We start from the raw sequence: 24,084 nt of genomic DNA, 5'->3' as shown, positions 1-24,084 counted from the left end.
CAAGCCGAACGCCTCCGTTCACCCGCCGTGCACCCGTGATCCGTCCCGGTCCGTCACCATCCGTCCGGTAACGGATCAAGGAACGGAGTCTGCGATGGACCGGCGGACCGTGCTGCGCGGTGGTCTCGTGACGACCGCGGGAGCGGCTTTTGCCCTGCTGAACGACGGCCCGGCGCGCGCGGCCGGCCTGCTGCGGACGGGCCGCCCGCGGCTCACCCACGGCGTGCAGAGCGGCGACGTCACCGCGAACGAGGCCGTGATCTGGGCGCGTTCGGACCGGCCCGCCCGGATGCTCGTCGAGATCGGCGACCGCCCCGACTTCCGCAACGCCCGGACCCTGCGCGGTCCCGTCCTCACCCCGGACACCGACCTGACCGGCAAGGCGTTCCTGCGGGGCCTGCCGCCCGGCCGCGAGCTGCACTACCGGGTCCGGCTGGACGACCTGGACCGAGGCCTGGCGTCCGAGCCGGTGGCGGGCAGGCTGCGCACGGCGCCGCGCACCCGCCGGGACATCCGGTTCGTCTGGTCCGGCGACCTCGCCGGGCAGGGCTGGGGCATCAACCCCGACCTCGGCGGCTACCGCATCTTCAAGGCGATGGCCGCGGTCGACCCCGATTTCTTCCTGTGCAGCGGCGACCTGGTCTATTCGGACGGCCCGCTCTCCGAAACGGTGAAGCTGCCGGACGGGTCCACGTGGCGCAATCTCACCACCCCGGAGAAGTCCGCCGTCGCGCAGACCCTCGCCGAATACCGCGGCCAGTTCCGCTACAACCTGGAAGACGCCAATCTCCGCGCGTTCAACGCCCAGGTCCCGATGCTGTACCAGTGGGACGACCACGAGACGCTCAACAACTGGTACCCCGGCGAGATCCTGGACCTGCCGCAGTACACGGAGAAGCGGGTGGACGTGCTGTCAGCGCGGGCCCGCCGCGCCGCCTTCGAGTACACGCCGATCGCCATTCCGGCGGCGAAGGGCGGGCGCATCTACCGCAAGATCTCCTACGGCCCGCTGCTCGACGTGTTCATGCTGGACATGCGCACGTACAAGTCGCCGAACGACGCGGACGACTCCCCGACGCAGCGCGACGGCCTGCTCGGCGCCGAGCAGGCCGCCTGGCTGAAGAGCGAGCTCCGCCGTTCCCGCGCCACCTGGAAGATCATCGCGAACGACCTGCCCATCGGCCTCGTCGTCCCCGACGGCACCGCGCAGGAGGCGGCCGCGCAGGGCGACGCCGGCGCGCCGCTCGGCCGCGAGCGCGAGATCGCCGGGATCCTCTCCGACATCAAGAGGAACCATGTCCGCAACACGGTCTGGCTGACGGCCGACGTCCATTACACGGCCGCCCATTACTACGACCCGTCCAAGGCGGCGTTCAAGGACTTCGACCCGTTCTGGGAATTCGTCTCCGGCCCGCTGAACGCCGGCGCGTTCGGCCCGAACGCCCTCGACGGCACGTTCGGGCTGGTGGCGAAATTCGTCCAGGCGCCGCCGCACGCCAACACCTCGCCCGCCGAGGGCTACCAGTTCTTCGGCGAGGTCGACATCGACGCGGATTCGGCGGCGCTCACCGTCCGTCTGCGCGACCTGGACGGAAAGGTCCTGCACACCGAGACGCTGAACCCCGCCCGCTGAAGGGCTCCGGAGGCCGCGCCCCCGGCACGGCGCGGCCTCCGGCGGCCGGTGGCGGTCAGCGGGTGATCAGGACGTACGCGATCACGGTGAGCACCGCCGTCACGATCAGGTACCTGGCGAACACGTAACGCACATACCCCGCAGATCGGGGCACAGTCCACGACCTGGGATCATCGTCCCTGTGAACCCCGTGCGCACCCTCGTCCCGCCCGTGGCGGCGCTCGCCCTGTGCCTCCTCGTCCCCGGCTGTTCCGGCGGCGGAGGCGACCACCGGAAGGCCGACTGCGCGAAGATCACCGCCGCACTGCGCACCCCGGCGAAGTCGGACGACGTCCAGGGGATCATCGACGCCCTGCGCCGCGTCCGGCCGAAGCTGAAGGACGACCACCTGGCCGGGCAGGTCGACGTCGTCCTGGACGTGGGCGCGAAGCTGAAGAAGAGCGGCGGTGACGAGACCGGCCGGAACCTGTTGTCCGACTCCGAGGCGATCCGCTTCAGCAAGGCGACCGACGACATCACCAAGACCTGCGGCACCCCGTCCCCCTGACACCGCGCCGGACCGGCCGCCCCCCGATCCGCCGACCTGGCCCGGCGGCCCGGTACCGGCGGTAACCCGCGCGGGCTCCGCGGACCTTTAGGGGTGAGGGACCCCATCTCGGGTTTGGAGTCGGAGTGGCGGACGATGCGGCGGAACGGTTCACGGTGCTGTTCAGACGGCACCACGCGCGTGTGCGGGCGTACGTGCTGCGCAGGACGGACGAGGCACGCGCGGACGACGTGGTGGCGGAGGCGTTCACCGCGGCGTGGCGGCACATCGACCGGCTGCCCGAGGATCCGCTGCCCTGGCTCTACCGGGCGGCGCACAACTGCCTGAACAACGACCGGCGGTCCCGGCGGCGGCGCGACCGGCTGGCCGGGCGGCTGGCCCTCCACCACGAGGACGCGCCCGACCACGCGGCGGGCGTGGTCGAGGAGGTGCGGTTGCGAGAGGCGCTGTGGCGGTTGCCGGACGCCGACCGCGAGGCGCTGATGCTGGTCGGCTGGGAGGAGCTCGACCACCCTTCGGCCGCCTTCGTGGCGGGCTGCTCCGCGGCGGCGTTCAAGGTGCGGGTGCATCGCGCCCGCAAACGCCTGGCCGCCCTGCTCACCGACGACACCAGTCCCGCAGAGGAGGCGGCACGATGAACGACCTGGACGGCCTGCTGGCCGCCGCGAACCCGGTGCGCGCGGAGGACCTGGAGTACGGGGAGCGGGAGGAGGCGGTGCTGCGGGGCATCACCGCCCGGCGGCGCGGCCGGTGGCGCCCGAGGTGGAGCCCGCGGACGCGGCCGAGGTGGGCGCTGCCCGGAACGGCCGCCGCCGTGGCGGCGGTGGCGGCCGCGGCGGTGGTGGCGTGGAACGCGCTGGCGCCCGAGCCCATCCCCCGGCAGCGGTTCGTGACGTCCGGGCCGGCGCACGCGGTGCTGATGGCCGCGGCGGAGAAGGCCGACCGAACCGAGCCGAAGCGGTTCTGGCACGCGGAGGGCGAGGTCGGGCAGCTGATCCAGCGCGACCACCGCGGCCACCGGTACACGCTGCTCGCGACGTTCCCCACGGAGACATGGCTGCCGCGCGACCCGGTCGACGGGGACGGTGTGCACTCCTACGACATCGGCGGCGTGCGGCTGCGGCCGGTGACCCCGGCCGACGCCCGGCAGTACCGGCTGGACGGGTCGCCGCGGCAGAACGAGAACCCGGACCCGGACATGGGCATCGCGATCCCGGACGTCCCGGAGGGCCCGCGGCCCGACGACCGGATCTTCGAGGGGGACCCGGCGCGGCTGCCGACGGACCCGGTCCGGCTGCGGACGGCGATGCTGACCTGGATCCGCGACCACGGCGGCCTGCCGAAGGACCCGGACGCGTGGCTGTTCCGGGAGGCGCCGGGCCTGCTCAGCGATCCGGTGTCGCAGCCGTCGCAGGCGCTGCGGGCGGCGGTGTACCGGATGCTCGCGGGGCTGCCGGGCGTGCGGGACCTCGGCACGGTCCGCGACCCGCTCGGGCGCCCGGCGCTCGGCGTCGCGATGGACGAGACCACCGGTGACCTCGGGACCCTGCAATGGCAGATCCTGCTCAGCCCGTCCGAGGACTTCCTGATGGCGAGCCGGGCCGTGGTGGTGCGGCCGGGGACGGCCAACAGCCGGGTGCCCGCCGGGAGCGCCCAGTACTACGCGGTGCAGCGGACGGCCGGATGGACCGACACCCCTCCGGCGCAGAAGCTGCCCGGCGCGCGGCGCTGAGCGGTCAGGACTTCCGCTTGAGCCAGCCTTCCAGGCCGTCGAGGATCCGTTCGAGGCCGAACTCGAAGCTGACGTCCGGCTCGACGCGGATGGTCGGGTTCTCCCGCCACCAGGCGGCGTAGCTGGGGTAGTCGTCGGCGACGCGCTCCACGAACGGGCGGAGCTGCTCGACGAGGTCGGCGGGCGACTTCCCGGCGTCGCGGGTGGCGCGCTCCAGCGCGGCGTCCGACGTCGCGTAGCCGATGGCGTGCGACATCAGCAGGTTGCTCGCCCAGCTGACCTCCGCGCCGGACAGGCCGGCGGCGGTCAGCAGCGCGATGGTGCGGTCGCTGACCCGCATCGCGTTCGGGCCGATGGCGGGGTGGTTGCCGAACAGGCCGAGCACCCAGGAGTGGCGGAGCAGGACCGCGCGGAAGGCGCGGACGGTCCCGGCCGCCGCCTCGCGCCAGCCGACCTGGTCCGGGTCGGGGATCTCGACCTCGCCGAGGATCTCGTCGACGACGAGTTCCAGCAGCTCGTCCTTGTTGGCGACGTAGAAGTACATCGAGGTCGCGCCCGCGCTGATGCTGGCGGCGAGGCGGCGCATGCTGAAGCCCTCGATGCCCTCGGCGTCCAGCAGCGCGACGGCGGCGCCGACGATCTCCTCGCGGCTGAGCTGCGGGCGGCCCCGGCGGGGACGGCCGGGGCGCAGCCAGACCGAGCCGGCGACGGGATCGGTTTCAGGGGCCATGCGACGTCCTTCTGACCAGGGGATGCTCGGCCGCCCCAGATTATCGGTTGACGAACGCCGTACCAAAGTTAGTACAGTGTGCGAAAATTCGATCGCCGTACGAACGGGGATGCCATGTCCGCCCGCAATCCGCGCCGCTGGGTGATCCTCGGCGTGCTCTGCCTCAGCCTTCTCGTGGTCGTCATCGACAACACGGTGCTGAACGTCGCGATCCCGTCGCTGGTCGAGGACCTGCACGCGAGCAACTCCGACATCCAGTGGATCCTGGACGCCTACATGCTGGTCTTCGCCGGGCTCCTGCTCACCGCGGGCGCCCTGTCGGACCGGTTCGGGCGCCGCCGCGGCCTCGTCACCGGCCTCATCCTGTTCGGCGGCGCGTCCGGCCTCGCCGCGCTGGCCGACTCGTCCGGCGAACTCATCGCCGCGCGGGCGCTGATGGGCATCGGCGGCGCGTTCCTGATGCCCGGCACCCTGTCGATCCTCACCACCGTCTTCGACGACGAGGAGCGCAAGAAGGCCCTCGCCATCTGGAGCTCGGTGCTGATGGTCGGCGCCGTCGCGGGCCCGCTGGTCGGCGGCCTGCTGCTGCGCGACTTCTGGTGGGGCTCGGTGTTCCTGCTGAACATCCCGATCGCGGTCCTCGGGGTCGTCGCCGCGCTGCTGATCATCCCCGAGTCGCGCGGCCCGGCCGTCCGCCCGGACGTGGTCGGCGCCGTGCTGTCGACCGCCGGGATGACCGCCCTCGTGTGGGGCGTGATCGAGACGGCGCGGGACGGCTGGTCGTCCGGCCGCACCATCGGCGGGTTCGTCGTCGCGGTCGTCATGATCACCGCGTTCGGGCTGTGGGAGCGGCGCTGCGCGGAGCCGATGCTGCCGATGGGCCTGTTCCGGGACCGCAACTTCAGCGGCGCCAGCCTCTCGGTGGTGCTGATGTCGTTCTCGGCGGGCGGGCTGCTGCTCGCGCTCACCCAGTACCTGCAGTTCGTCCTGGAGTACAGCCCGCTGAAGGCGGGCGCCGCGTTCATCCCGCTGATGGTCGCCGCGATGGCGTTCAACGGGGTCGGCGTGGTGGTCGACAAGAAGCTCGGCGCCCGCGTCGCGGTGGCCGCCGGCCTGCTGCTGCTCGCGGCCGGCTTCGGCGTGCTGGCGACGCTGTCGCCCGGCGACGGCTACCCCAAGCTCGCCGTCGCCCTGGTCGTCATGGGGATGGGCAGCGGGACGATGGGGCCCGCGGCGTACGGGACGCTGCTCGGCGCGCTGCCGCCCGAGCGCGCCGGCGTCGGCTCGGCGGTCAACGACACCGTCCAGCAGGTCGGGCAGGCGCTCAGCGTCGCGGTGCTCGGCAGCGTCCTGTCGGCGGCGTTCTCCAGCCACATGCCGGACGGCGTGACCGGCGCGGCGCGCGAGTCCATCGGCGACGCGCTCGCGGTCGCGGCGGCCAAGGGCGACGCCGGGCTCGCGGCGGCGGCGCGCGACGCGTTCACCGACTCGATGGCCACCATCGCGGTCGTCGGCGTGGTCGCCGGCGTCGCCGCGGCCGTGCTGGCGTTCCTCGTCCTGCGCCCGGCCCCGTCGGCGCAGCAGGACGCCCCGAGCGCGCCGGTCGACGTCGCCCCCTAGACGACGCCTTTTACAAATCACCATATGCCACTTCATTACCGGCGATGCATGACCGGTTTTTAGTGGACCGCTACATTCACTTTACCCCTCCTATACGTTCTGGATGAGTAACTAATCGCGACGCGGAATAGCGACACATCCGCGTTGTTCGAGGCGTGACAGTTCCCCCGGCCCGGTGCCCGCGCGGCACCGGGCCTGCCACACCCCAGAACAGAGGAGTGATACGTGAATTACGGAGACGAGCTACGACGCGAGATCATGTCGGAGGGGGTCACCCCGCTCATCGGAGTGTTCGACATGTTCTCCGCCTCCGTCGCCGCGAAGCACTACGACGGCCTCTTCGTGTCCGGATTCGGGTTCGCCGCGTCGCACTACGGGCTGCCCGACATCGGCTTCATCGCCTGGCCGGACCTCGTCGCGTTCGTGCAGCGGCTGCGGCTCGCCTTCCCCGGCCGGCACCTGCTGGTCGACATCGACGACGGGTACGTCGACCCGGAGGTCGCCTGCCACGTCGTCGAGCAGCTGGAGATGATCGGCGCCTCCGGCGTCATCCTGGAGGACCAGCAGCGGCCGCGCCGCTGCGGGCACGTCGACGGCAAGCGGATCCTCCCGCTGCCGGAGTACCTCGAGAAGCTCGACATGGTGCTGCGCACGCGCAGCGACCTCGTGGTGGTCGCCCGCACCGACGCCACCGACGAGGACGAGATCCTGCGCCGCGCGCAGGCCCTCGCCGAGACCGACGCCGACGTGATCCTGGTCGACGGCGTCCGCAGCGTCGACTGGATCCGCCGGGTCCGGTCGGTGATCGGCGGCAAGCCGCTGCTGTTCAACCAGATCGCGGGCGGCAAGTCGCCGCGCATCTCGCTGCCCGAGCTGACCGAGCTCGGCGTGGACGTGGCGATCTACAGCACGCCGTGCCTGTTCGCGGCGCAGAGCGCGATGGACGCGGCGCTGCTCGAACTGAAGGGCGCCGACGGCCGGCTGCCCGAGATGACGCCGGACGCCGTCGGCGTCAAGGAGTCCATCGAACTGCTCGAACGCAACATCAGCCGGCACCACCGGCCGAACGGCCGGAAGATGGCGGGCTCCCCCGCCTGAGCCTTCCGAACACCGGCATTCGCCCATCGCGGTGATTCCCCATCCGGGAGTCGCCGCGATGTTTCGTCCTTGCACGATTCCCGTCCTTCACGGGTTCCGTTCCGCGCGAATTCCGTCGTCCACGGGATTCGGCGTCCACGAGATTCATCGTCCACGAGATTCGCCCGTCCACGAATAAAGGGGTCACCATGCGCATGCTCATCAGGCTTCTGGTCCTGTCCGCCCTCACCTGCACCGCCGCGGCCGCGACGGCCGGCGTCACCTGGGCGTCCTCCTCCCCGTCCGCCCCGGCGGCCCCGGCCGCGCACGGGGACAGCCTCGTCAGCGCGTTCAACAACACCGGCGACGACGCCGGCGACGACAGCTGGCTGGAGATCGACCGCTCGTTCAACCTCGCCAAGGGCGACGGCAGCCCGGGCAGCGACATCATCAACGAGGTCAGCGGCGCGTCCAGCGGGATGTCGCCCGGCTCCGCGAACGGGTCGCTGTCCGGCACCTCGACGACCACGTCCCCACCGCAGTCGGACGACGAGTGACGTCCGGGACGGCGCCCGCGCTCCGGCCGGGCGCCGTCCGCTCACCCGCGGGTGACGATGGGGCGGCCCTTGGGGCAGGTCAGACGGTGTCGAGGTGAATAGGGCGGAAAACCGGAAAAGTAGGGGGCATCCGATTACGGTCGGTTGGTGATCGCCCACGGAACGGGGGCGGTCGCGACCGGCGAGGAGTGACAGTGACCCCCGAAGCACGAACGGACGCCGCGGAGGCGTCGCATATGGACCGGGTCGACGTGAACCCCGGCGTCGACCGCGCGACGGAGCCCGACGAGGACCGGGTCCTGCGCGAGCTGTACGGAGAGCCCGACGAGGACGGGATCCACCGCGGGGAGGGGCTCTCATGACGGCGGCGAGCATGCTGGCGGAGGCCCGCAAGTCCCTCGGGATGTCGGGCCGTCCGAACACCATCACCAAGGAGTACGCCGCCCGGCACGGGGACGAGTTCCTCAAGGCGTCCTGGTGCGACATGGCGATCACCTACTGGGCGCGGCACAGCGGCAACGCGGACGCCGTCCTGCTCGGCGGCGACCGCGCGTACACCGTCTGGCACGCCGAGGACTTCCAGAAGGCCGGGCGCTGGCACGCCGGCACGACCGCGCGGGTCGACGCGGCGAAGCCGGGCGACATCGTCTTCTTCGACTGGGGCGCGTCCAACAGCATCTCCGCGATCGACCACGTCGGCGTGGTCGAGAAGGCGCTCGGCGGCGGACGGGTCCAGACGATCGAGGGCAACACCTCCGACGCCTGCAAGCGCAGGGTGCGCGGCGCGGACGTGATCGCGGGCTACGGACGGCCCGACTACAACGGCGACGACTGGACGGAGGCCATCGTGAACAAGCTGCCGCAGGTGAGCAAGGGCGACACGGGCGAGCACGTCGAGAGCGTGCAGGGGCTGCTGCTGGCGCGCAGCCATCCCGAGGTGTCCGTCAACGGGAACTTCGACGACACCACGGAGGCGGCGGTGAAGGCCGTCCAGAAGTGGGGCGGCGTCACGGCGGACGGGGTCGTCGGGCCGGACACCTGGCCGGTGCTGCTGCGCGTGCACTAGGACCGAAACTCCCGCCGTCCCGGGACAAATAAGCCACGTCGGGGTCTAGTACGCGATTCAACCGCGGCATACCTTCGTAAGGTCGCATGTCGCGGAGCGGTTCCGGCAGGCACGCCGCGGAGTGCTCCAGAGAGGCGGGGCCCCGATGACGTGGCCAGACCAGCGCGCTCCGCCCGGGGACGTCCTCTCTCCGGTCCACCCCGAGACGTCCCTGGGAGAAACGCATGCCACGTATCCGTGTCGAGGTCGACGGTGCGACGTACGAGGACGACGTCGAACCGCGGCTTCTTCTCGTCCACTATCTGCGCGACCGGCTGGGGAAAGTCGGCACCCCGGTGGGGTGCGACACCAGCAACTGCGGAGCCTGCACCGTCCTGATGGACGGGATGAGCGTCAAGAGCTGCTCCGTGCTCGCCGTCCAGGCCGACGGCAGTGACGTCACGACCGTCGAAGGGCTGGGGATCGGCGGCGCGGAGCATCCGATGCAGCGCGCCTTCCACGAGGAGCACGCGCTCCAGTGCGGCTACTGCACCCCCGGCATGATCATGGCGTCGATCGATCTGCTGCGGGAGAACCCCGACCCGTCCGAGGAGGAGGTCCGGGACGGGCTGGAGGGCAACCTGTGCCGGTGCACCGGCTACCAGAACATCGTGAAGGCCGTCCGGCGCGCCGCGGCGGACATGCGGACGCCCGCGCAGGAGCGGGAGGTGACGCCATGACCGCGACGGCCGAGGGCCCCGCGAAGGAGATGGGCTCGCCCCGGAAACGGTCGGAGGACGCCCGGCTGATCACCGGGCGGACGAAATGGACCGACAACATGGCGCCGGCGGGGACGCTGTACGTGGCGTTCCTGCGCAGCCCGCACGCGCACGCGCGCATCGCCGGGGTGGACGTCGCGCAGGCGAGGAGCCGCCCCGGGGTGGTGGCGGCGCTCAGCGGCGCCGACTTCGCGGACGAGCAGGGGGCGCTGCCGTGCGCGTGGGTCGTCACCGAGGACATGAAGCATCCGGACCATCCGCCGATGGCCGTGGACGAGGTCCGGTACGTCGGCGAGCCCGTGGCGTGCGTGGTCGCGCGCGACCGGTACGCGGCGTTCGACGCGCTGGAGGAGATCGACGTCGACTACGAGCCGCTGCCCGCCGTGGTCGACATGGAGGCGGCGGTCGCGGACGGCGCCGACCTGGTCCATGAGGACCTCGGGACGAACACCTCGTACACGTGGGTGTTCGAGAACGGGGACCTGGACGCGGCGATGCGGGACGCGCCGGTCGTGCTGGAGCGCCGGTACGTGCAGCAGCGCCTGATCCCGACGGCGATGGAGCCGCGGTCGGTGCTGTGCGTCCCGGAGGGCGACGAGTTCACGCTGTACTCGGCGACGCAGATCCCGCACATCCTGCGGCTGATGCTGGCGACGGTCACCGGGATCGGCGAGCACCGGATCCGGGTCGTCGCGCCGGACGTGGGCGGCGGGTTCGGGTCCAAGCTCCAGGTGTACGGCGAGGAGGTCCTCGCGCTGCTGCTGGCGCGGCGGCTGGGCCGTCCGGTGAAGTGGACGGAGTCGCGCAGCGAGGGGAACATGACCGTCCACCACGGCCGCGACCAGATCCAGCGGCTGACGCTCGCGGCGGAGCGGGACGGGCGGATCCGCGGCCTGAAGGTGGAGCTGCTCGCCGACATGGGCGCCTACCTGATGCTGGTGACGCCGGGCATCCCGCTGCTGGGCGCGTTCATGTTCAACGGCATCTACAAGATGGACGCCTACTCCTTCACGTGCTCGGGCGTGTTCACGACGAAGACGCCGACGGACGCGTACCGGGGCGCGGGACGCCCCGAGGCGACGTTCGCGATCGAGCGGCTGATGGACGAGCTGGCCGCCGAGCTGGACATGGACCCGATCGAGGTGCGGCGCCGCAACTGGATCGCGCACGAGGAGTTCCCGTACGACACGATCGCCGGCCTCACCTACGACAGCGGGAACTACGAGGCGGCGACGGACAAGGCCCTCGAACTGTTCGAGTACGACAAGCTGCGCGCGGAGCAGGCGGACCGGCGGGAACGCCGTGACCCGGTGCAGCTCGGCATCGGGGTGTCGACGTTCACGGAGATGTGCGGGCTGGCGCCGTCGCGGGTGCTGGGGTCGCTGTCGTACGGCGCGGGCGGCTGGGAGCACGCGTCCGTCCGGGTGCTGCCGTCCGGGAAGGTCGAGGTCGTCACGGGGTCGTCCGCGCACGGGCAGGGCCACGAGACGGCGTGGGCGCAGATCACCGCGGACCGGCTCGGCGTCCCGTTCGAGGACGTGAAGGTGCTGCACGGCGACACGGCCGTGTCACACAAGGGCATGGACACCTACGGGTCGCGGTCGCTGGCGGTCGGCGGGATGGCGCTGTACTCGGCGTGCGACAAGGTCGTCGACAAGGCCCGGAAGGTCGCCGCGCACCTGCTGGAGGCGTCCGAGCAGGACCTGGAGTTCGAGAACGGGCGGTTCAGCGTCCGGGGCGTCCAGCAGGAGGGCCGGACGCTGCAGGAGGTCGCGCTGGCCGCGTTCGCGGCGCACGACCTGCCGGACGGGATCGAGCCGTCGCTGGACTCCGACGCGACGTTCGACCCGGACAACTTCTCCTTCCCGCACGGCACGCACCTGTGCGCGGCCGAGGTCGACACCGAGACCGGGATGGTGAGGATCCGCAAGTACGTCGCGGTGGACGACGTCGGCAAGGTCGTGAACCCGCTGATCGTCGAGGGGCAGGTGCACGGCGGGCTGGCGCAGGGCATCGCGCAGGCGCTGTACGAGGAGGCCGTGTACGACGCGGACGGCAACCTCACGACGACGACGATGGCCGACTACCTGATCCCGTCGGCGGCGGACCTGCCGTCGTTCACGACCGACCGCACCGAGACGCCCGCGACGTCCAACCCGATGGGCGTGAAGGGCGTCGGCGAGGCGGGCACGATCGCCTCGACCCCGGCGGTCGTGAACGCGGTCGTGGACGCGCTGCGCCCGTTCGGCGTGGACGACGTCCCGATGCCGTGCACGCCGGAGCGCGTGTGGCGCGCGCTCCGCTCGGAGTCCACGCCCGACACGGCCGAGCCCGGCGCGGGCGGCGGCCTCGGATCGGCCGGAGGTGCCCAGTGATCCCCGCGACGTTCGACTACGTGCGGCCCGCGTCGGTGGACGACGCCGCGCGGGCGCTCGCCGACGCGGGCGAGGACACGAAGGTCCTCGCCGGCGGGCAGAGCCTGATGCCGCTGCTGCGGATGCGGCTCGCCTACCCCGACGCGCTCATCGACCTCGGCCGGCTGGACGGGCTGCGGGAGATCCGCGACGACGGCGGCGCGGTGGTCATCGGCGCGATGGCGACGCACCACCAGGTGGTCGGCGACCCGCTGGTGCGCGAGCACCTGCCGCTGCTCGCGCGGGCGACGGAGACGGTCGCGGACCCGGCGGTCCGGCACCGCGGCACGTTCTGCGGGTCGCTGGCGCACGCGGACCCGGCGGGCGACCTGCCGGCGGTCGCGCTGGCGCTGGACGCGGTGCTGCTGGCCCGGTCGGTGCGCGGCGAGCGGGAGATCCCGGCGGCGGAGTTCTTCGTCGACTGGATGACCTCGGCGCTGGAGCCGGACGAGCTGCTGGTCGGCGTCCGGGTGCCGAAGCTCGGCGCGGGCTGGGGCGTGCACTACGAGAAGTTCCACCGGACGGCGCAGGCGTGGGCGATCGTGGGTGTCGCCTGCGCGGTGCGCCGGTCGGGGGACACCGTGGAGGACGCCCGCGTCGCGCTGACCAACATGGGGCCGGCGCCGGTCCGGGCGAGCGGGGTCGAGGAGGCCGTCCGGGGGCGGGCGGCGTCGCGGGAGGCGTTCCAGGCCGCCGCCGCGCGCGCCGCCGAGGGCACCGAGCCGCCCGCGGACCTGCACGGGTCCGCCGAATACCGGACGCACCTGGCGTCCGTGCTGACCGCGCGGGCGCTGAGCGCGGCGGCGAACGTATGAGCGATCCGGCTCGGCGGGTGCGCGGGACCGTCCCCGCGTACGCGGCGCGCGGCTGAGTCGTGGCCGTGGGGGGGGGGGGCCCGCCCCCCCCGCCCCCGGCGACGACACCCCCCCCCCGGCCGCGCCGCCCACGGCGCTCGGCATCCGCCGCCCCGACCTCGCCGCGTTGTGCCAGGCCAAGCCGGTCGACCTGGACGCCGCGGCGGGCGTCCCGGCGCCCGCGCCGCGGCGCGGCGGGCCGAACACGCCCGGACGGCGCCATCCGGTGGGCTGATCCGCCTCGGAAGTCCGCCGCCCGGCCGGTCCCGACTACCATCGGGGCCGTGGTGCGGGAAAACGACCTCCGCTCCGAGGCCGGCCCGGCGCCGGGCGGCCGCCGGGCGGACCTGTCAGCGGGCACGGCGTGAGGGCGGGCACGGCGTGAGAGCGGTCAGACGCGCGGTGACGCTGGCCGCCCTGCTGCCCTGGCTCGCGGTGGGCGCGGGCCCCGCGCTCGCCGCCGCGCCCGGTACCGCCGCGCTCCCCGGCACGGCCGACGCCGCGCTCCTCCCGGGCGCGGCCGCACAGCCCGATGCCACGCAACCCGAAGCGGCGCAACCCGAGGCCGCGCAACCCGAGGCGGCTCAGCCCGGGGCCGCGGGGCCGCAGGCCGCGCAGCCCGGCTCGCCCGGCGCGGCGCAGACCCCCGACCAGGCGCACGCCCGCGCCCAGGTCGGCCTCGCGCTGACCAAGGTCAGCCCCAAACCGCTCAAGGCCGGCTCCACGCTCGATCTCCGGGGCACGGCGCAGAACCGGTCCGGGCACGCGATCGCCGGCGCCACCGTGCGCCTCCGCTTCGGCCGCCAGCCGATCACCAGCCGCAGCCAGCTCGACCAGTACGCCGGGATGACGGCGAACCAGCTCCCCTTCCCCGGCCAGGCCAAGCAGATCCCGCAGGCGGCCGCCGCCGGCGGCAGGCAGGACTGGCAGTTCAAGATCCCGGTCAAGGCGCTGCGCCTGGTCCCGCCCGGCGCCACGCCCGGCGTCTACCCGGTCGGCGTCGAGGTCCTCAACTCCGCGCAGCAGGTCGTCGGCGGCGTGACGACGTTCGTGACGTTCATGCCGAGGCAGACGCACTTCAAGCCCGTCGCCGTCGGCTGGGTGCTGCCGCTCGCCGACCAGCAGCACCGCGCCGGCGACTCGGTCTTCCTCGACGACCGGCTCGCCGCGGAGGTCGCCGGCAACGGCCGGCTGAACGACCTGGTCGGCGCCGCCGCGGCCAACCCCAAGACCCCCGTGACCTGGGCGATCGACCCGGCGCTCCTCGACGACGTCCAGGAGATCGCGCAGCACGGCTACCACGTGCTGACGCCCGGCGGGCAGACCGCCGCCAAGACGATGAAGAAGAGCGACGCGGCGGGCACCTGGCTCACCGCGCTGCGGAACGCGGCCAAGGGCGGCCGCTACTTCACCCTCCCGTACGCCGACCCCGACGCCGTGGCGCTCGCCCGCAACAAGATGACGGGCCCGCTCGCGACCGCGTTCGACCCGCGCAACACCCGCGTCGCGTCGGACGTCCTCGGCCGCGCGCCCGACGCGCACTACGCGTGGCCGCCGTACGGCGTCGCCGGCCCCGACACGCTCGACGCGCTCGCCAAGTACGGCCTCAAGAACGGCGGGTCGTTCCTGATGAGCGACCTCCAGTTCGGCGACCCGGCCGCGGGCGCGCCCGCGAACGCCACCAGCGCGATCCAGACGGCGCACCAGGGCACCCGCAAGACGCTGATCTACGACTCGGGCCTGAACGACATCGTCAGCGCGAACTCGCGGACCCCCGGCGGCACGGTGCTCACCGAGCAGCGGTTCCTCGCCGAGACCGCGGTGATCGCCGGTGAGGCGCCCAACGTCCAGCGCACCCTCGTCATCGCCCCCGACCGGACCTGGAACCCCGCCCCCGGCCTCGCCGGCGACCTGCTGAAGTTCACCAAGGGCGCCGGCTGGCTGCGCGCGACCGGCCTCGACAAGATCGAGCGGGCCCCCGCGCAGGCCCGGGAGCTGCGCGCCTACAACGACGAGTACCAGAAGTACGAGCTCGGCGCCGCCTACCTCGACCAGGTGGCCGCCATCGCCCGGCGCGCCGGCCGGTTCCGCGCGATCATGACGGCGCCGATCGGCGTGTCCTACGAGCGCGCGCTGCTGCGCGTCCAGTCGGCGTCCTGGCGGACGAGCCCGTCCCGCGCCCGCAACGCCAGGATCGAGCTGTCGAACGAGGTCGACCACGAGATGGCGCGGGTCCGCATCGTCACCACCAAGAACCGGCGCGCGAACATGGCGGGCAGCTCCGGCAAGCTGCCGGTCACCGTCAAGAACACGCTGCACGGCCAGGCGGTCCGGGTGCGGCTGGTCGCCACGTCCGTGACCCCCGCCAAGCTCCAGCTCGGCAAGCTCGACAAGGGCGAGGACGTCATCGACCTCCGCCCGGGGGAGCAGGTGCAGCGGTGGTTCCCCGCGCAGGCGGCGGGCAACGGCACGTTCAACGTCCGGCTGGAGTTGCGCGACGCGTCGTCGGGCAGGGTCTTCAGCAGCGTCGTCATCATGGTCCGCACCACGGGTTACGGGCGGCTCTCCCTGCTCATCACCGGTGGCGGACTTGCCGTACTCTTCGTGGGCGTCGGAGTGCGGGCCATCAGAGCGAGGCGCCGCCGGAAAGCGGAGGCAGCCGGTGACGGGTCGACCGGAGTGGGACCAGCAGAGACCGGAGAACCGGGGAACGGATTCCCCGGTCCCGGGTTCCCAGGGTCCGGGTTCCCGGGGTCCGGAGTACCGCCCGCAGGGGCCTCCGCAGCCGAGCCCCCCGCCGGACCCGCGGCAGGGCCCCCAGCAGGGCACGCCTCCGGGGCGTCCGCAGCAGGGCCAGCCGCCGGGGCGTCCTCCGCAGGGATATCCGGGGCAGCCGGGTTCCCCGGGACGGCCCCAGGGGCGTCCGGGGCCTCAGGGCTACCCGGAGCAGACGCCGCAGGGCTACCCGGCACGGGGCCAGCAGCCCCCGTACCCCCCGCAGCCTCCCCGGCAGCCGCGCCATCAGCGGCCCCCGGCGCCCCAGCACCCCCAGGGGCCTCCGGCGCCGCAGAACCCGGCGGGCTACCCGGGCCAGGGGCCGACGGCCCCGCCCCGCACCGCGGCGAACATCGCGGCCGAGACCGCGATTGACATCCCGCTCCCGGGCGGGGGCGGACCCATGGGCGAGACCGTCGTGGACGTCCCGCCCCCCGCGGACGGCGGCGCCGACGGCGGCAAGGCCGCGTCCGGAGGCATCCTGCGCTCCGGCGCGATCATGGCGGTCGGCACGCTGGTGTCCCGCGTCACCGGGTTCCTGCGCACCGCCGTCCTCGTCGCGGCGCTGAGCACCGGCGCGCTCGCCAACGCCTACAACACCGCGAACACGATCCCGAACCAGATCTACGACCTGCTCCTCGGCGGCATCCTGACCAGCGTCGTCGTGCCGCTGCTGGTGCGGGCGAAGGAACGCGACCGCACCTACGGCGACCAGTACGAGCAGCGCGTGTTCACGCTCGCGGTCATCGGCCTCGGGGTCCTGACGGTCGTCGCCGTGCTCGCCGCGCCGCTGTTCATCGACGTCCTCGCGGGCAGCTACAAGGGCGACCAGCGCGACATCGCGGTCATGTTCGCCCGGTTCTTCCTGCCGCAGATCTTCTTCTACGGCGTCGGCGCGTTCGCCGGCGCGATGCTCAACACCCGCAACAGCTTCGCCGCCCCGATGTGGGCGCCCATCCTGAACAACATCGTCGTGATCGGCGTCGGCGGCGTGTTCCTGGCGATGGCGGCGGGCAAGGTCGACCCGTCCAGCATCTCCGACACCGAGTTCATGGTGCTCGCGGCCGGCACGACCGGCGGCATCGTGCTGCAGACGGTCGCGCTGTGGCCGTCGCTGCGCCGCGCCGGGTTCCGGTGGCGGCCCCGCCTGGACTTCAAGCGCGGCGAGATCGGGCAGGTCGGCCGGATGGCCGGGTGGACGCTGGTGTACGTCGTCGCCACGCAGGCCGGGCTCGCCGTCGTCACCGCCCTCGCCAACCGGGCCGGCGACCTCGGGGCCGCCAAGGGCTACGGCGAGGGCTACGGGTACACCCCGTACTTCACCGCCTACCAGATGTTCCAGCTGCCGTACGCGATCGTCGGCGTCTCGGTGATCACCGCGCTGCTGCCCCGGATGAGCCGGTTCGCCGCCGAGGGGAAGATCGCGGACGTCCGGTCGGCGTTCTCCAGCGGGCTGCGCCTCTCCTCGGTGATCATCATGCCGGCGGCGGCGCTGATGCTGGTGCTCGGCCCGGAGATCACCACGGTGCTGTTCGCGCACGGCAACACCAGCGCCGACAACGCGCTGGTGATCGCCCGCGTCATGCAGATGTTCGCGATCGCGCTGGTGCCGTTCTCGACCTACCAGCTGATGCTGCGGGTCTTCTACTCCTTCGGCGACACCCGGACCCCGGCGCTGATCGGCGCCGTCTCCGTCACCGCCAACATCATCCTGGCGTTCGCCGCCTACAACCTGCTCGGCGTCAAGTGGATCGTGGTCGGCATGGCCGGCGGGTACGCCGTCACCAACGCCGTCGGCACCCTCGTGTGCTGGCTGGTGCTGCGCCGCAAGCTCGGCGGCATGGACGGCCGCCGCATCATCGGCGGCCACCTGAAGCTGCTGGTGGCGATCTGGCCGCTCATCGGGTTCGCGTACGCGGTGCACGCCGTCGCCGACGCGGCCATCGGCACCGACACGCTGCTGCCCGCTCTGATCACCATGGTGGTGGGCGCCGGGGGCGGCGGGCTGCTGTACCTGGTGTTCGCCAAACTGCTCCGGGTGGACGAGGTTCAGGCGACGATCGCCACGTTCGCGCGCAGGTTGCCGGGCGGACGCCGGTAAGACGTGGCAAAGTGAGGGGGACGCGCCCGGATCACGCCGCCATTCCCGTGTTCGAACCACTACCATGTGGGGGACTACGGCTTGCGGGCTGACACCCTGGGGAACGCAAAGAGGAGGGTCGGAGGCGTAAGCTGCCACGCCACGAACATGGGATCTGACCACCTGCGCAGGACGTTGCCGTGAGCACGTCAGTGATCGAACCCGGCACGCGTCTCGCCGGCCGCTACCGGCTCGAGGAGCGCATCAGCGACTCGGGCGGGTCCTCGCTCTGGAAGGCCATCGACGAGATCCTGGCCAGGGCCGTCGCCGTCCGCACCTTCGACCCCGAGTTCCCCCGCGTCGGCGAGGTCGTCACCTCCGCCCGCGCCGCCAGCCGCCTCACCGACCCCCGCCTCACGCAGGTGTTCGACGCCGACGACAGCGGCGAGAGCGCCTACGTCGTCAGCGAGTGGGTGGCGGGCGAGACGCTGGAGCAGATGCTCGCCAAGGCCCCGCTGGAGCCGGGCCGCGCCGCGACCCTGCTGTACGAGGCCGCCGAGGCGATCGCCGCCGCGCACACGGCCGGGCTCGCGCACCTCTGCCTGTCCCCGCGCGACCTGGTCTGGACGACCGGCGGCACCGTCAAGCTGCTCGGCGTCGCCACCGACGCCGTGCTCGGCGACCGCTACTCCGACGACCCCGCCGCCGAGGACGTCCGCGGCCTCGGCCGGATGCTGTACGCGGCGCTGACCGCGCACTGGCCCGGCGACGAGGCCGCCTCCGACCTGCCCGCCGCGCCCGACACGGACGGCGTCCCGCAGGCGCCCCGGCAGGTGCAGGCCGGCATCTCGCACGCGATCGACGCGATCGTCTGCCGCTGCCTCGGCATCGGCACCGCCGAGCCGCTCACCGAGCCCGCCGAGCTGGCCAAGGCGCTGCGCGGCGTGCCGCGCACCCCGCTGCCGCTGTTCGCGGGCCTCGGCACGCCGTCCCCGCGTCCGGCGGCGCCCAAGCGGCCCGCGACCGCCTCGACGGCCGCGACGACGCAGCCGCACCAGCCCCCCGTGCAGGACCCGCCCCGGCCCGCGCCGGGGCATGACGCGCGCGGGCCGGGCAGGCGTGGGCGCGGCGCGCACGCACAGCACGCGCAGCATGCACAGCCCGCGCCTCCGGCCCAGTCCGGGCAGGTCCCACCGCCGCGCGGCCGGTACGACACGCCTCCGCCCGCGCCCCCGGCCAACGCCGCCACCATCGCGTCGCCCGCTCGCAAGCCCGCCAACCGGGCCCTGATCGGCATCGCCGCCGCGGCGCTCACCGTCATCGTCGGGCTCGGCGCGTGGGCGCTGTCCGGCGGCGGCTCCAATGACGACCACGGCGCCAAGGGCCAGAAGACCGACCAGGGCCAGAAGAGCGCGCCGCCCAAGCCGGCGACCGTGAAACTCAAGATCCAGGACGCGTCCGCCACCCAGAAACCGGCCGACCAGCACCCCGACGGGACCAGCAGGAAGAACCCCTCCGCCGTCATCGACGGCGACCCCGGCACGGTGTGGGAGACGCAGACCTACGCCGACGGCCAGTTCGGCAACTTCCTCAAGGCCCTCGGCGTCACGCTGACCATGAGCACTCCGGCCAAGGTGTCGACGATCCGGGTCAACTGCCCCGCCTCCGGCGGGACCCTCCAGGTCAAGATCGGCACGTCGCGCGCGCCGGGCGCGATGAAGACGGTCGGCGAGCAGTCCTGCAACGGTGGCGAGCTGACCTTCGCGGCGAACCCGGCGGTGCAGGGCCAGTACGTGCTCGTCTGGTTCACCCGGCTGCCCGACGGCTTCAAGGGCAAGCTCAACGAGATCTCCGTCGTCGGGACGGCCGGCTGACCGCGTCGCGGCGGGCCGCACCCGCCCGCGCCGGGGCGTTCCGTGGCGTCTCGACCTGTGACGTGAGCTGCCGGTTGTCTGTATCGTGCCTGTGAGCATCCATGTCCCCTCGCCCCCAGGAATCCGTGGTGACCACCCGAGCAGCCGGAGCCGGTCGCAGCCGCCCGGCACCGGCAGGGCGTCCCGTACGAGAAAGCGGTCGCTCATGACGTCGGTGAGCATGCGTCGAGTCGACGAGGTCCCCGACAAGGAGCTCCTCGCCCGCCACGCCCAGGGGGACCCGCACGCCTTCGCGGAGCTGGTGCACCGGCACCGCGACCGGATGTGGGCGGTCGCGCTGCGCACCCTCGGCGACCCGGAGGAGGCCGCCGACGCCCTGCAGGACGCGTGCCTGTCGGCGTTCCGCGCCGCCGGCCGGTTCCGCGGCGACGCCGCCGTCACCACCTGGCTGCACCGGATCGTCGTGAACGCCTGCCTGGACCGGATCCGCCGCAAGTCCGTCCGGCCGGCCACCCCCATGGGCGACGACGCCACGTTCGACGCCGTCGCGCCCAAGATGCCCGACCCGACCGACGCGCACGGGGTGTCGCTGGACGTCCGCACCGCGCTGGAGCAGCTGCCCTTCGAGCAGCGCGCCGCGCTCGTGCTGGTCGACATGATGGGCTACTCCGTCGACGACGCCGCCGAGGTGATGGAGGTCCCGCCCGGGACGATCAAGAGCCGCTGCGCGCGGGGCCGCGCGCGGCTCGCGCCACTTCTGACCCACCACCGGAACCGACGCGACTCCAAAAACGTCGGAGGTGTGGAAGGAGGTGGCATGCCCAAGTGAACCCCGCACATCTTGACTACGACATCCTGGCCGACCTGGCCGAAGGACTGCTCGAAGACGACCAGGCCGCCTCCGTCAACGCGCACCTCGATTCCTGCGCCGAATGCCGGGACCGCTCCGCCGACCTTGCGGACGTCTCCCGGATCCTGGCGGAGGCGCCCGCGCCGTCCATGCCGCCCGAGCTGGCCGAGCGCATCGACACCGCCATCGCGGCGGAGTCGATGCACAACGCCACCGTGGTGAGCATGGAGCAGCGGCGCGGAAGGCGGCATTGGCGGATACTGTCCGCCGCGGCGGCGACGATCGTCGTCCTCGGCGGCGGAGCGACGGTCGGCAAGATCGCGCTGGACGGCTCGGACGGCAGCGGCAGCCAGGCGTCGACCCCGCCGCAGGGGGACAACGCGCGGCGCCTGTCCGCCGGCGCGGCGCCGCACTCGGCCGCGCCGTCGGAGTCCACCATGGTCAAGGGGCCCTTCAAGGTCACCCGCAGCGGCACCGAGTACCGGGCCGGCAAGGTCGCCGGCCAGGTCGGCCGGCTGCTCGGCAAGGGGCAGGAGCTGCGGCTCGACGGGTCCCCGCCCACCGCGCAGATGTCCGGGTGCGTCACCGGCGTCACCCACGGCCGCACGCCCGCCCTGGTCGACCAGGCCAGGTACGACGGGCGCGCCGCGACCGTGATCGCGCTCCAGGGCGGCACGGACGGCCGCTGGGACGTCTGGGTCGTCGGCCCGGACTGCACGGCGCAGGACCCGCACGTGCTCGACCACGAGCCGGCCTGACGCACGGCCCGAACGATGTCCAGGGGGCGGCCTGGGGACCCGCCCCCGCCCGGCGACGGGCACCAGGACACCCCGCGGCGGCCCGCCGCCGGCATCCCTGACGGTCAGCGCCGCCGGGTCCTGTTCTTGGCGTCCTTGGCGGGAAGCGACCGCGCGTAGGCGACGCCGCGGGCCACCCACCGCCCGACGTCTCCGTCCGGGTCGTTGGCGTCCGCGTCGACGTGCAGCCAGCCGCGCATCTCGCGGCCGCCCATGACCATCGGGCGCACCCGGTCGCCGTCCTCCAGCTCCGCGGCCTCCCGCGGGTCCAGCCGGACGAGCAGGCCCCCCTGCCGGCTCGCGGCGACCGCCATGTTGCCCCCGACGAGGAAGGCCAGGCCGCCGAACATCGGCCGCTCGGTGACGCGTTCCTCGCCCGCCGTCAGCTCGCGGACGAGCTCGGCCAGATCCCGGTCGTAAGCCATGACCGGATTATGCGCGGCGCCTCCGACGATTCACCGAACCGCCACAGCACCGCCCGCCGCCGCTACACCCGCTACAGGGCCGCCGCCGTCGCTACGCCCGCTACAGGGAGGCCAGGAAGTCCAGGGCGATCGCCCAGGCGCGCTCGGCGGCCTCGGGCTCGTAGTCGGGCAGGTCCGGGTCGGTGAACAGGTGCCCGGCGCCGCGGTAGCGGAAGACCTCCACGTCCGCGCCCGCCTTGCGCATCCGCAGGTACCAGGCGTTCAGCCAGTCGACCGGCTCGTAGGTGTCGGGGTCGGCGACGTGCAGCTGCACCGGGATCTCGGTGGACGCGTCGTCGGGCAGGTCGGACGTCCCGTGCATCAGCAGCAGGCCCCGCGCCCTGTCGTCGCCGAGGGCCAGGTTCTGCGCGATGGACCCGCCGAGCGAGAACCCCGCGTACACGATCCCGTCGCCGTCCAGCAGCGGCGCCGCCGCCGCGACCGCGCGGCGCAGCAGCTCGTCCCGGCCGATCTCCTCCTTGATCTCGACGCCCTCGTCCGGCGTGTCGACGACCCGGCCGCCGTACAGGTCGGGGACGGTCACCTCGTGCCCCGCGGCGCGGAGCCGGTCCGCCGCCTGGTGCACCGCCGGACGCAGCCCGTACATCGAGTGGAGAAGCAGAATGCGTGCCATGGCCACCACCCTATGGCCGTCCCGGCCCGCCTCCGGGCCGCCGGAGGGGCTGCGCCCGGAGGGGTCGGCGGCGCGTTGCGGGGCAGGTCACGGGAAGGGCCCCGCGTGCCGGGAATCCCCTGGCCCTAGTATCGGTTGACGCGACTGGCAGGCCGTGCGGTGAGGCCACCGAAGGCCAAGAGGAGAGGCGCACAACAGTGAGCGACGTCCGTAACGTCATCATCATCGGATCGGGCCCCGCGGGCTACACGGCCGCGATCTACGCGGCCCGCGGCGACCTGAGGCCGCTGCTGTTCGAGGGGTCGGTGACCGCCGGCGGCGCGCTGATGAACACCACCGACGTGGAGAACTTCCCCGGCTTCCCCGACGGCGTCATGGGCCCCGACCTGATGGACAACCTGCGCAAGCAGGCCGAGCGGTTCGGCGCCGAGCTGGTCACCGACGACGTCACCGAGGTCGACCTCGCCGCCGACCCGAAGGTCGTCAAGGTCGGCGACGAGACGTACCTCGCCAAGTCGGTCATCGTCGCGACCGGCTCCGGCTACCGCGAGCTCGGCCTGCCGGACGAGAAGCGGCTGTCGGGCCGCGGCGTGTCCTGGTGCGCCACCTGCGACGGCTTCTTCTTCCGCGAGCAGGACATCGCCGTGGTCGGCGGCGGCGACACCGCGATGGAGGAGGCGATCTTCCTGACCAAGTTCGCCCGCTCCGTCACCGTGATCCACCGCCGCGACGAGCTCCGCGCGTCCAAGATCATGCAGGACCGGGCGTTCGCCAACGACAAGATCCGCTTCCGCTGGGACAGCGAGGTCGTGAAGATCGACGGCGAGGACCGGGTCACCGGCGTGCAGGTCCGCAACCTCAAGACCGGCGAGCAGTCGTCGCTGGAGATCACCGGCCTGTTCATCGCGATCGGCCACGACCCGCGCAGCGAGCTGTTCACCGGCCAGCTGGAGACCGACGCCGACGGCTACCTCCTCGTCGACGCCCCGACCACCCGGACGAAGATTCCCGGCGTGTTCGCCTGTGGCGACGTGGTCGACCACATCTACCGTCAAGCCATCACCGCGGCCGCCAGCGGCTGCTCGGCGGCCATCGACGCCGAGCGCTGGCTCCAGGACCAGGGCGCCGCGGAGACCGTCCCGCAGGCCCAGGCCTGAGCGCAGGCCCAGGTCTGACCGCGGGCCCGCGGGAGCCGACCGCACGGCCCGCACGCCCGGCCCGGCGCCCGAGAACCGCGCCGGGCCCGTTACCGAAGGAGACACCATGAAAGCCGTGACCGACGCCGACTTCGCCTCCGAGGTCCTGGACAGCGACAAGCCGGTCCTGGTCGACTTCTGGGCCGAGTGGTGCGGCCCGTGCCGGATGGTGGCGCCGATCCTGGAGGAGATCTCCAGGACGCACGGCGACAAGCTCGAGATCGTCAAGCTGAACATCGACGAGAACCCGCAGGTGCCGGCCACGTACGGCGTCATGCAGATCCCGACGATGAACGTCTACAAGAACGGCGAGGTGGTCAAGCAGATCATGGGCGCCAAGCCGAAGGCCGCCCTGCTGCGCGACCTCGCCGAGTTCATCTGACCCACCCGGCACACGCCGCCCACGGCAACGCCGCCCGCGCCGCC

The 24,084-nt window shown here is 72.9% G+C and carries 22 protein-coding genes; 19 read left to right on the top strand and 3 right to left on the bottom strand.

The features are described from left to right. Positions 1–94 precede the first annotated feature (94 nt). From ABZ914_RS15155 to ABZ914_RS15140, 4 genes are all read left to right on the top strand, one after another. A complete protein-coding gene (locus ABZ914_RS15155) occupies positions 95–1,633 on the top strand; it encodes an alkaline phosphatase D family protein (protein ID WP_500193521.1) in 1,539 nt (512 codons plus the stop codon). Positions 1,634–1,814: 181 nt separating this feature from the next. Further along, positions 1,815–2,180 (top strand): hypothetical protein, encoded by a 366-nt coding sequence (locus ABZ914_RS15150; RefSeq protein ID WP_387021706.1) that lies wholly within the window; start codon positions 1,815–1,817, stop codon positions 2,178–2,180. 125 nt (positions 2,181–2,305) lie between these two features. Continuing rightward, positions 2,306–2,818 carry an RNA polymerase sigma factor gene (locus ABZ914_RS15145; protein ID WP_500193520.1) on the top strand — a complete coding sequence of 171 codons (513 nt, stop codon included), beginning with the start codon at positions 2,306–2,308 and terminating at the stop codon, positions 2,816–2,818. Next, positions 2,815–3,912 (top strand): CU044_5270 family protein, encoded by a 1,098-nt coding sequence (locus ABZ914_RS15140; protein ID WP_500193519.1) that lies wholly within the window; start codon positions 2,815–2,817, stop codon positions 3,910–3,912. Before ABZ914_RS15145 ends, ABZ914_RS15140 begins: the two co-directional genes overlap by 4 nt. A 4-nt stretch (positions 3,913–3,916) precedes the next feature. Here ABZ914_RS15140 and ABZ914_RS15135 read toward each other — a convergent pair whose 3' ends face one another. Beyond that, positions 3,917–4,642, bottom strand: a complete 726-nt coding sequence (locus ABZ914_RS15135; protein WP_500193518.1) for a TetR/AcrR family transcriptional regulator — start codon at positions 4,640–4,642, stop codon at positions 3,917–3,919. 114 nt (positions 4,643–4,756) lie between these two features. Between ABZ914_RS15135 and ABZ914_RS15130 the strand changes: the two genes are divergently transcribed. From ABZ914_RS15130 to ABZ914_RS15070, 13 genes are all read left to right on the top strand, one after another. After that, complete coding sequence (locus tag ABZ914_RS15130) at positions 4,757–6,262, top strand: MFS transporter (RefSeq protein WP_500193517.1); 1,506 nt, start codon at positions 4,757–4,759, stop codon at positions 6,260–6,262. A 225-nt stretch (positions 6,263–6,487) separates the two neighbouring features. Continuing rightward, positions 6,488–7,360, top strand: coding sequence for an isocitrate lyase/PEP mutase family protein (locus ABZ914_RS15125; protein WP_500193516.1), 873 nt, complete (start codon positions 6,488–6,490; stop codon positions 7,358–7,360). Between the two features lie 188 nt (positions 7,361–7,548). Further along, complete coding sequence (locus tag ABZ914_RS15120) at positions 7,549–7,896, top strand: hypothetical protein (protein ID WP_500193515.1); 348 nt, start codon at positions 7,549–7,551, stop codon at positions 7,894–7,896. A gap of 194 nt (positions 7,897–8,090) precedes the next feature. Next, positions 8,091–8,258, top strand: a complete 168-nt coding sequence (locus ABZ914_RS15115; protein WP_190863380.1) for a hypothetical protein — start codon at positions 8,091–8,093, stop codon at positions 8,256–8,258. Beyond that, complete coding sequence (locus tag ABZ914_RS15110) at positions 8,255–8,962, top strand: peptidoglycan-binding protein (protein WP_500193514.1); 708 nt, start codon at positions 8,255–8,257, stop codon at positions 8,960–8,962. The genes ABZ914_RS15115 and ABZ914_RS15110 overlap by 4 nt, the downstream gene beginning before the upstream one ends. A 224-nt stretch (positions 8,963–9,186) precedes the next feature. Continuing rightward, positions 9,187–9,681, top strand: a complete 495-nt coding sequence (locus ABZ914_RS15105; protein WP_500193513.1) for a (2Fe-2S)-binding protein — start codon at positions 9,187–9,189, stop codon at positions 9,679–9,681. Further along, entirely contained in the window at positions 9,678–12,095 is a 2,418-nt protein-coding gene (locus ABZ914_RS15100) for a xanthine dehydrogenase family protein molybdopterin-binding subunit (RefSeq protein ID WP_500193512.1), read from the top strand. The genes ABZ914_RS15105 and ABZ914_RS15100 overlap by 4 nt, the downstream gene beginning before the upstream one ends. Continuing rightward, the gene (locus ABZ914_RS15095) at positions 12,092–12,949 is read left to right on the top strand and encodes an FAD binding domain-containing protein (RefSeq protein WP_500193511.1); all 858 of its coding nucleotides are present in this window, start codon (positions 12,092–12,094) and stop codon (positions 12,947–12,949) included. The genes ABZ914_RS15100 and ABZ914_RS15095 overlap by 4 nt, the downstream gene beginning before the upstream one ends. A gap of 420 nt (positions 12,950–13,369) precedes the next feature. Continuing rightward, positions 13,370–16,138 (top strand): DUF6049 family protein, encoded by a 2,769-nt coding sequence (locus tag ABZ914_RS15090; protein ID WP_500193510.1) that lies wholly within the window; start codon positions 13,370–13,372, stop codon positions 16,136–16,138. Between the two features lie 28 nt (positions 16,139–16,166). Then, complete coding sequence (gene murJ / locus ABZ914_RS15085) at positions 16,167–17,864, top strand: murein biosynthesis integral membrane protein MurJ (RefSeq protein WP_500193509.1); 1,698 nt, start codon at positions 16,167–16,169, stop codon at positions 17,862–17,864. A gap of 179 nt (positions 17,865–18,043) precedes the next feature. Further along, on the top strand, positions 18,044–19,717 hold the full coding sequence (locus ABZ914_RS15080) for a protein kinase family protein (RefSeq protein ID WP_500193508.1): 1,674 nt from the start codon (positions 18,044–18,046) through the stop codon (positions 19,715–19,717). A gap of 205 nt (positions 19,718–19,922) precedes the next feature. Next, positions 19,923–20,546, top strand: a complete 624-nt coding sequence (gene sigM, locus ABZ914_RS15075) for an RNA polymerase sigma factor SigM (RefSeq protein WP_190857618.1) — start codon at positions 19,923–19,925, stop codon at positions 20,544–20,546. After that, positions 20,543–21,325 (top strand): anti-sigma factor family protein, encoded by a 783-nt coding sequence (locus ABZ914_RS15070; RefSeq protein WP_500193507.1) that lies wholly within the window; start codon positions 20,543–20,545, stop codon positions 21,323–21,325. The genes sigM and ABZ914_RS15070 overlap by 4 nt, the downstream gene beginning before the upstream one ends. A gap of 104 nt (positions 21,326–21,429) precedes the next feature. Here the strand turns inward: ABZ914_RS15070 and ABZ914_RS15065 are convergent, their stop codons facing one another. Together ABZ914_RS15065 and ABZ914_RS15060 are read right to left on the bottom strand one after the other, a co-directional pair. After that, complete coding sequence (locus tag ABZ914_RS15065; RefSeq protein WP_500193506.1) at positions 21,430–21,789, bottom strand: TfoX/Sxy family protein; 360 nt, start codon at positions 21,787–21,789, stop codon at positions 21,430–21,432. Positions 21,790–21,889: 100 nt separating this feature from the next. Then, positions 21,890–22,462, bottom strand: coding sequence for a dienelactone hydrolase family protein (locus tag ABZ914_RS15060; protein WP_190857630.1), 573 nt, complete (start codon positions 22,460–22,462; stop codon positions 21,890–21,892). A gap of 197 nt (positions 22,463–22,659) precedes the next feature. On the opposite strand from ABZ914_RS15060, the gene trxB reads away from it, so the two are divergent. Next, positions 22,660–23,619 carry a thioredoxin-disulfide reductase gene (gene trxB, locus ABZ914_RS15055; RefSeq protein ID WP_500193504.1) on the top strand — a complete coding sequence of 320 codons (960 nt, stop codon included), beginning with the start codon at positions 22,660–22,662 and terminating at the stop codon, positions 23,617–23,619. A gap of 106 nt (positions 23,620–23,725) precedes the next feature. Continuing rightward, positions 23,726–24,040, top strand: coding sequence for a thioredoxin (gene trxA / locus ABZ914_RS15050; RefSeq protein ID WP_190857634.1), 315 nt, complete (start codon positions 23,726–23,728; stop codon positions 24,038–24,040). The last annotated feature ends 44 nt before the right edge of the window (positions 24,041–24,084 follow it).

Origin of the sequence: Spirillospora sp. NPDC046719 (assembly GCF_040645715.1) — a bacterium.
In the GTDB taxonomy this organism is placed as follows: Bacteria; Actinomycetota; Actinomycetes; order Streptosporangiales; family Streptosporangiaceae; genus Spirillospora.
This window is presented reverse-complemented; position numbering and strand designations above follow the sequence as displayed.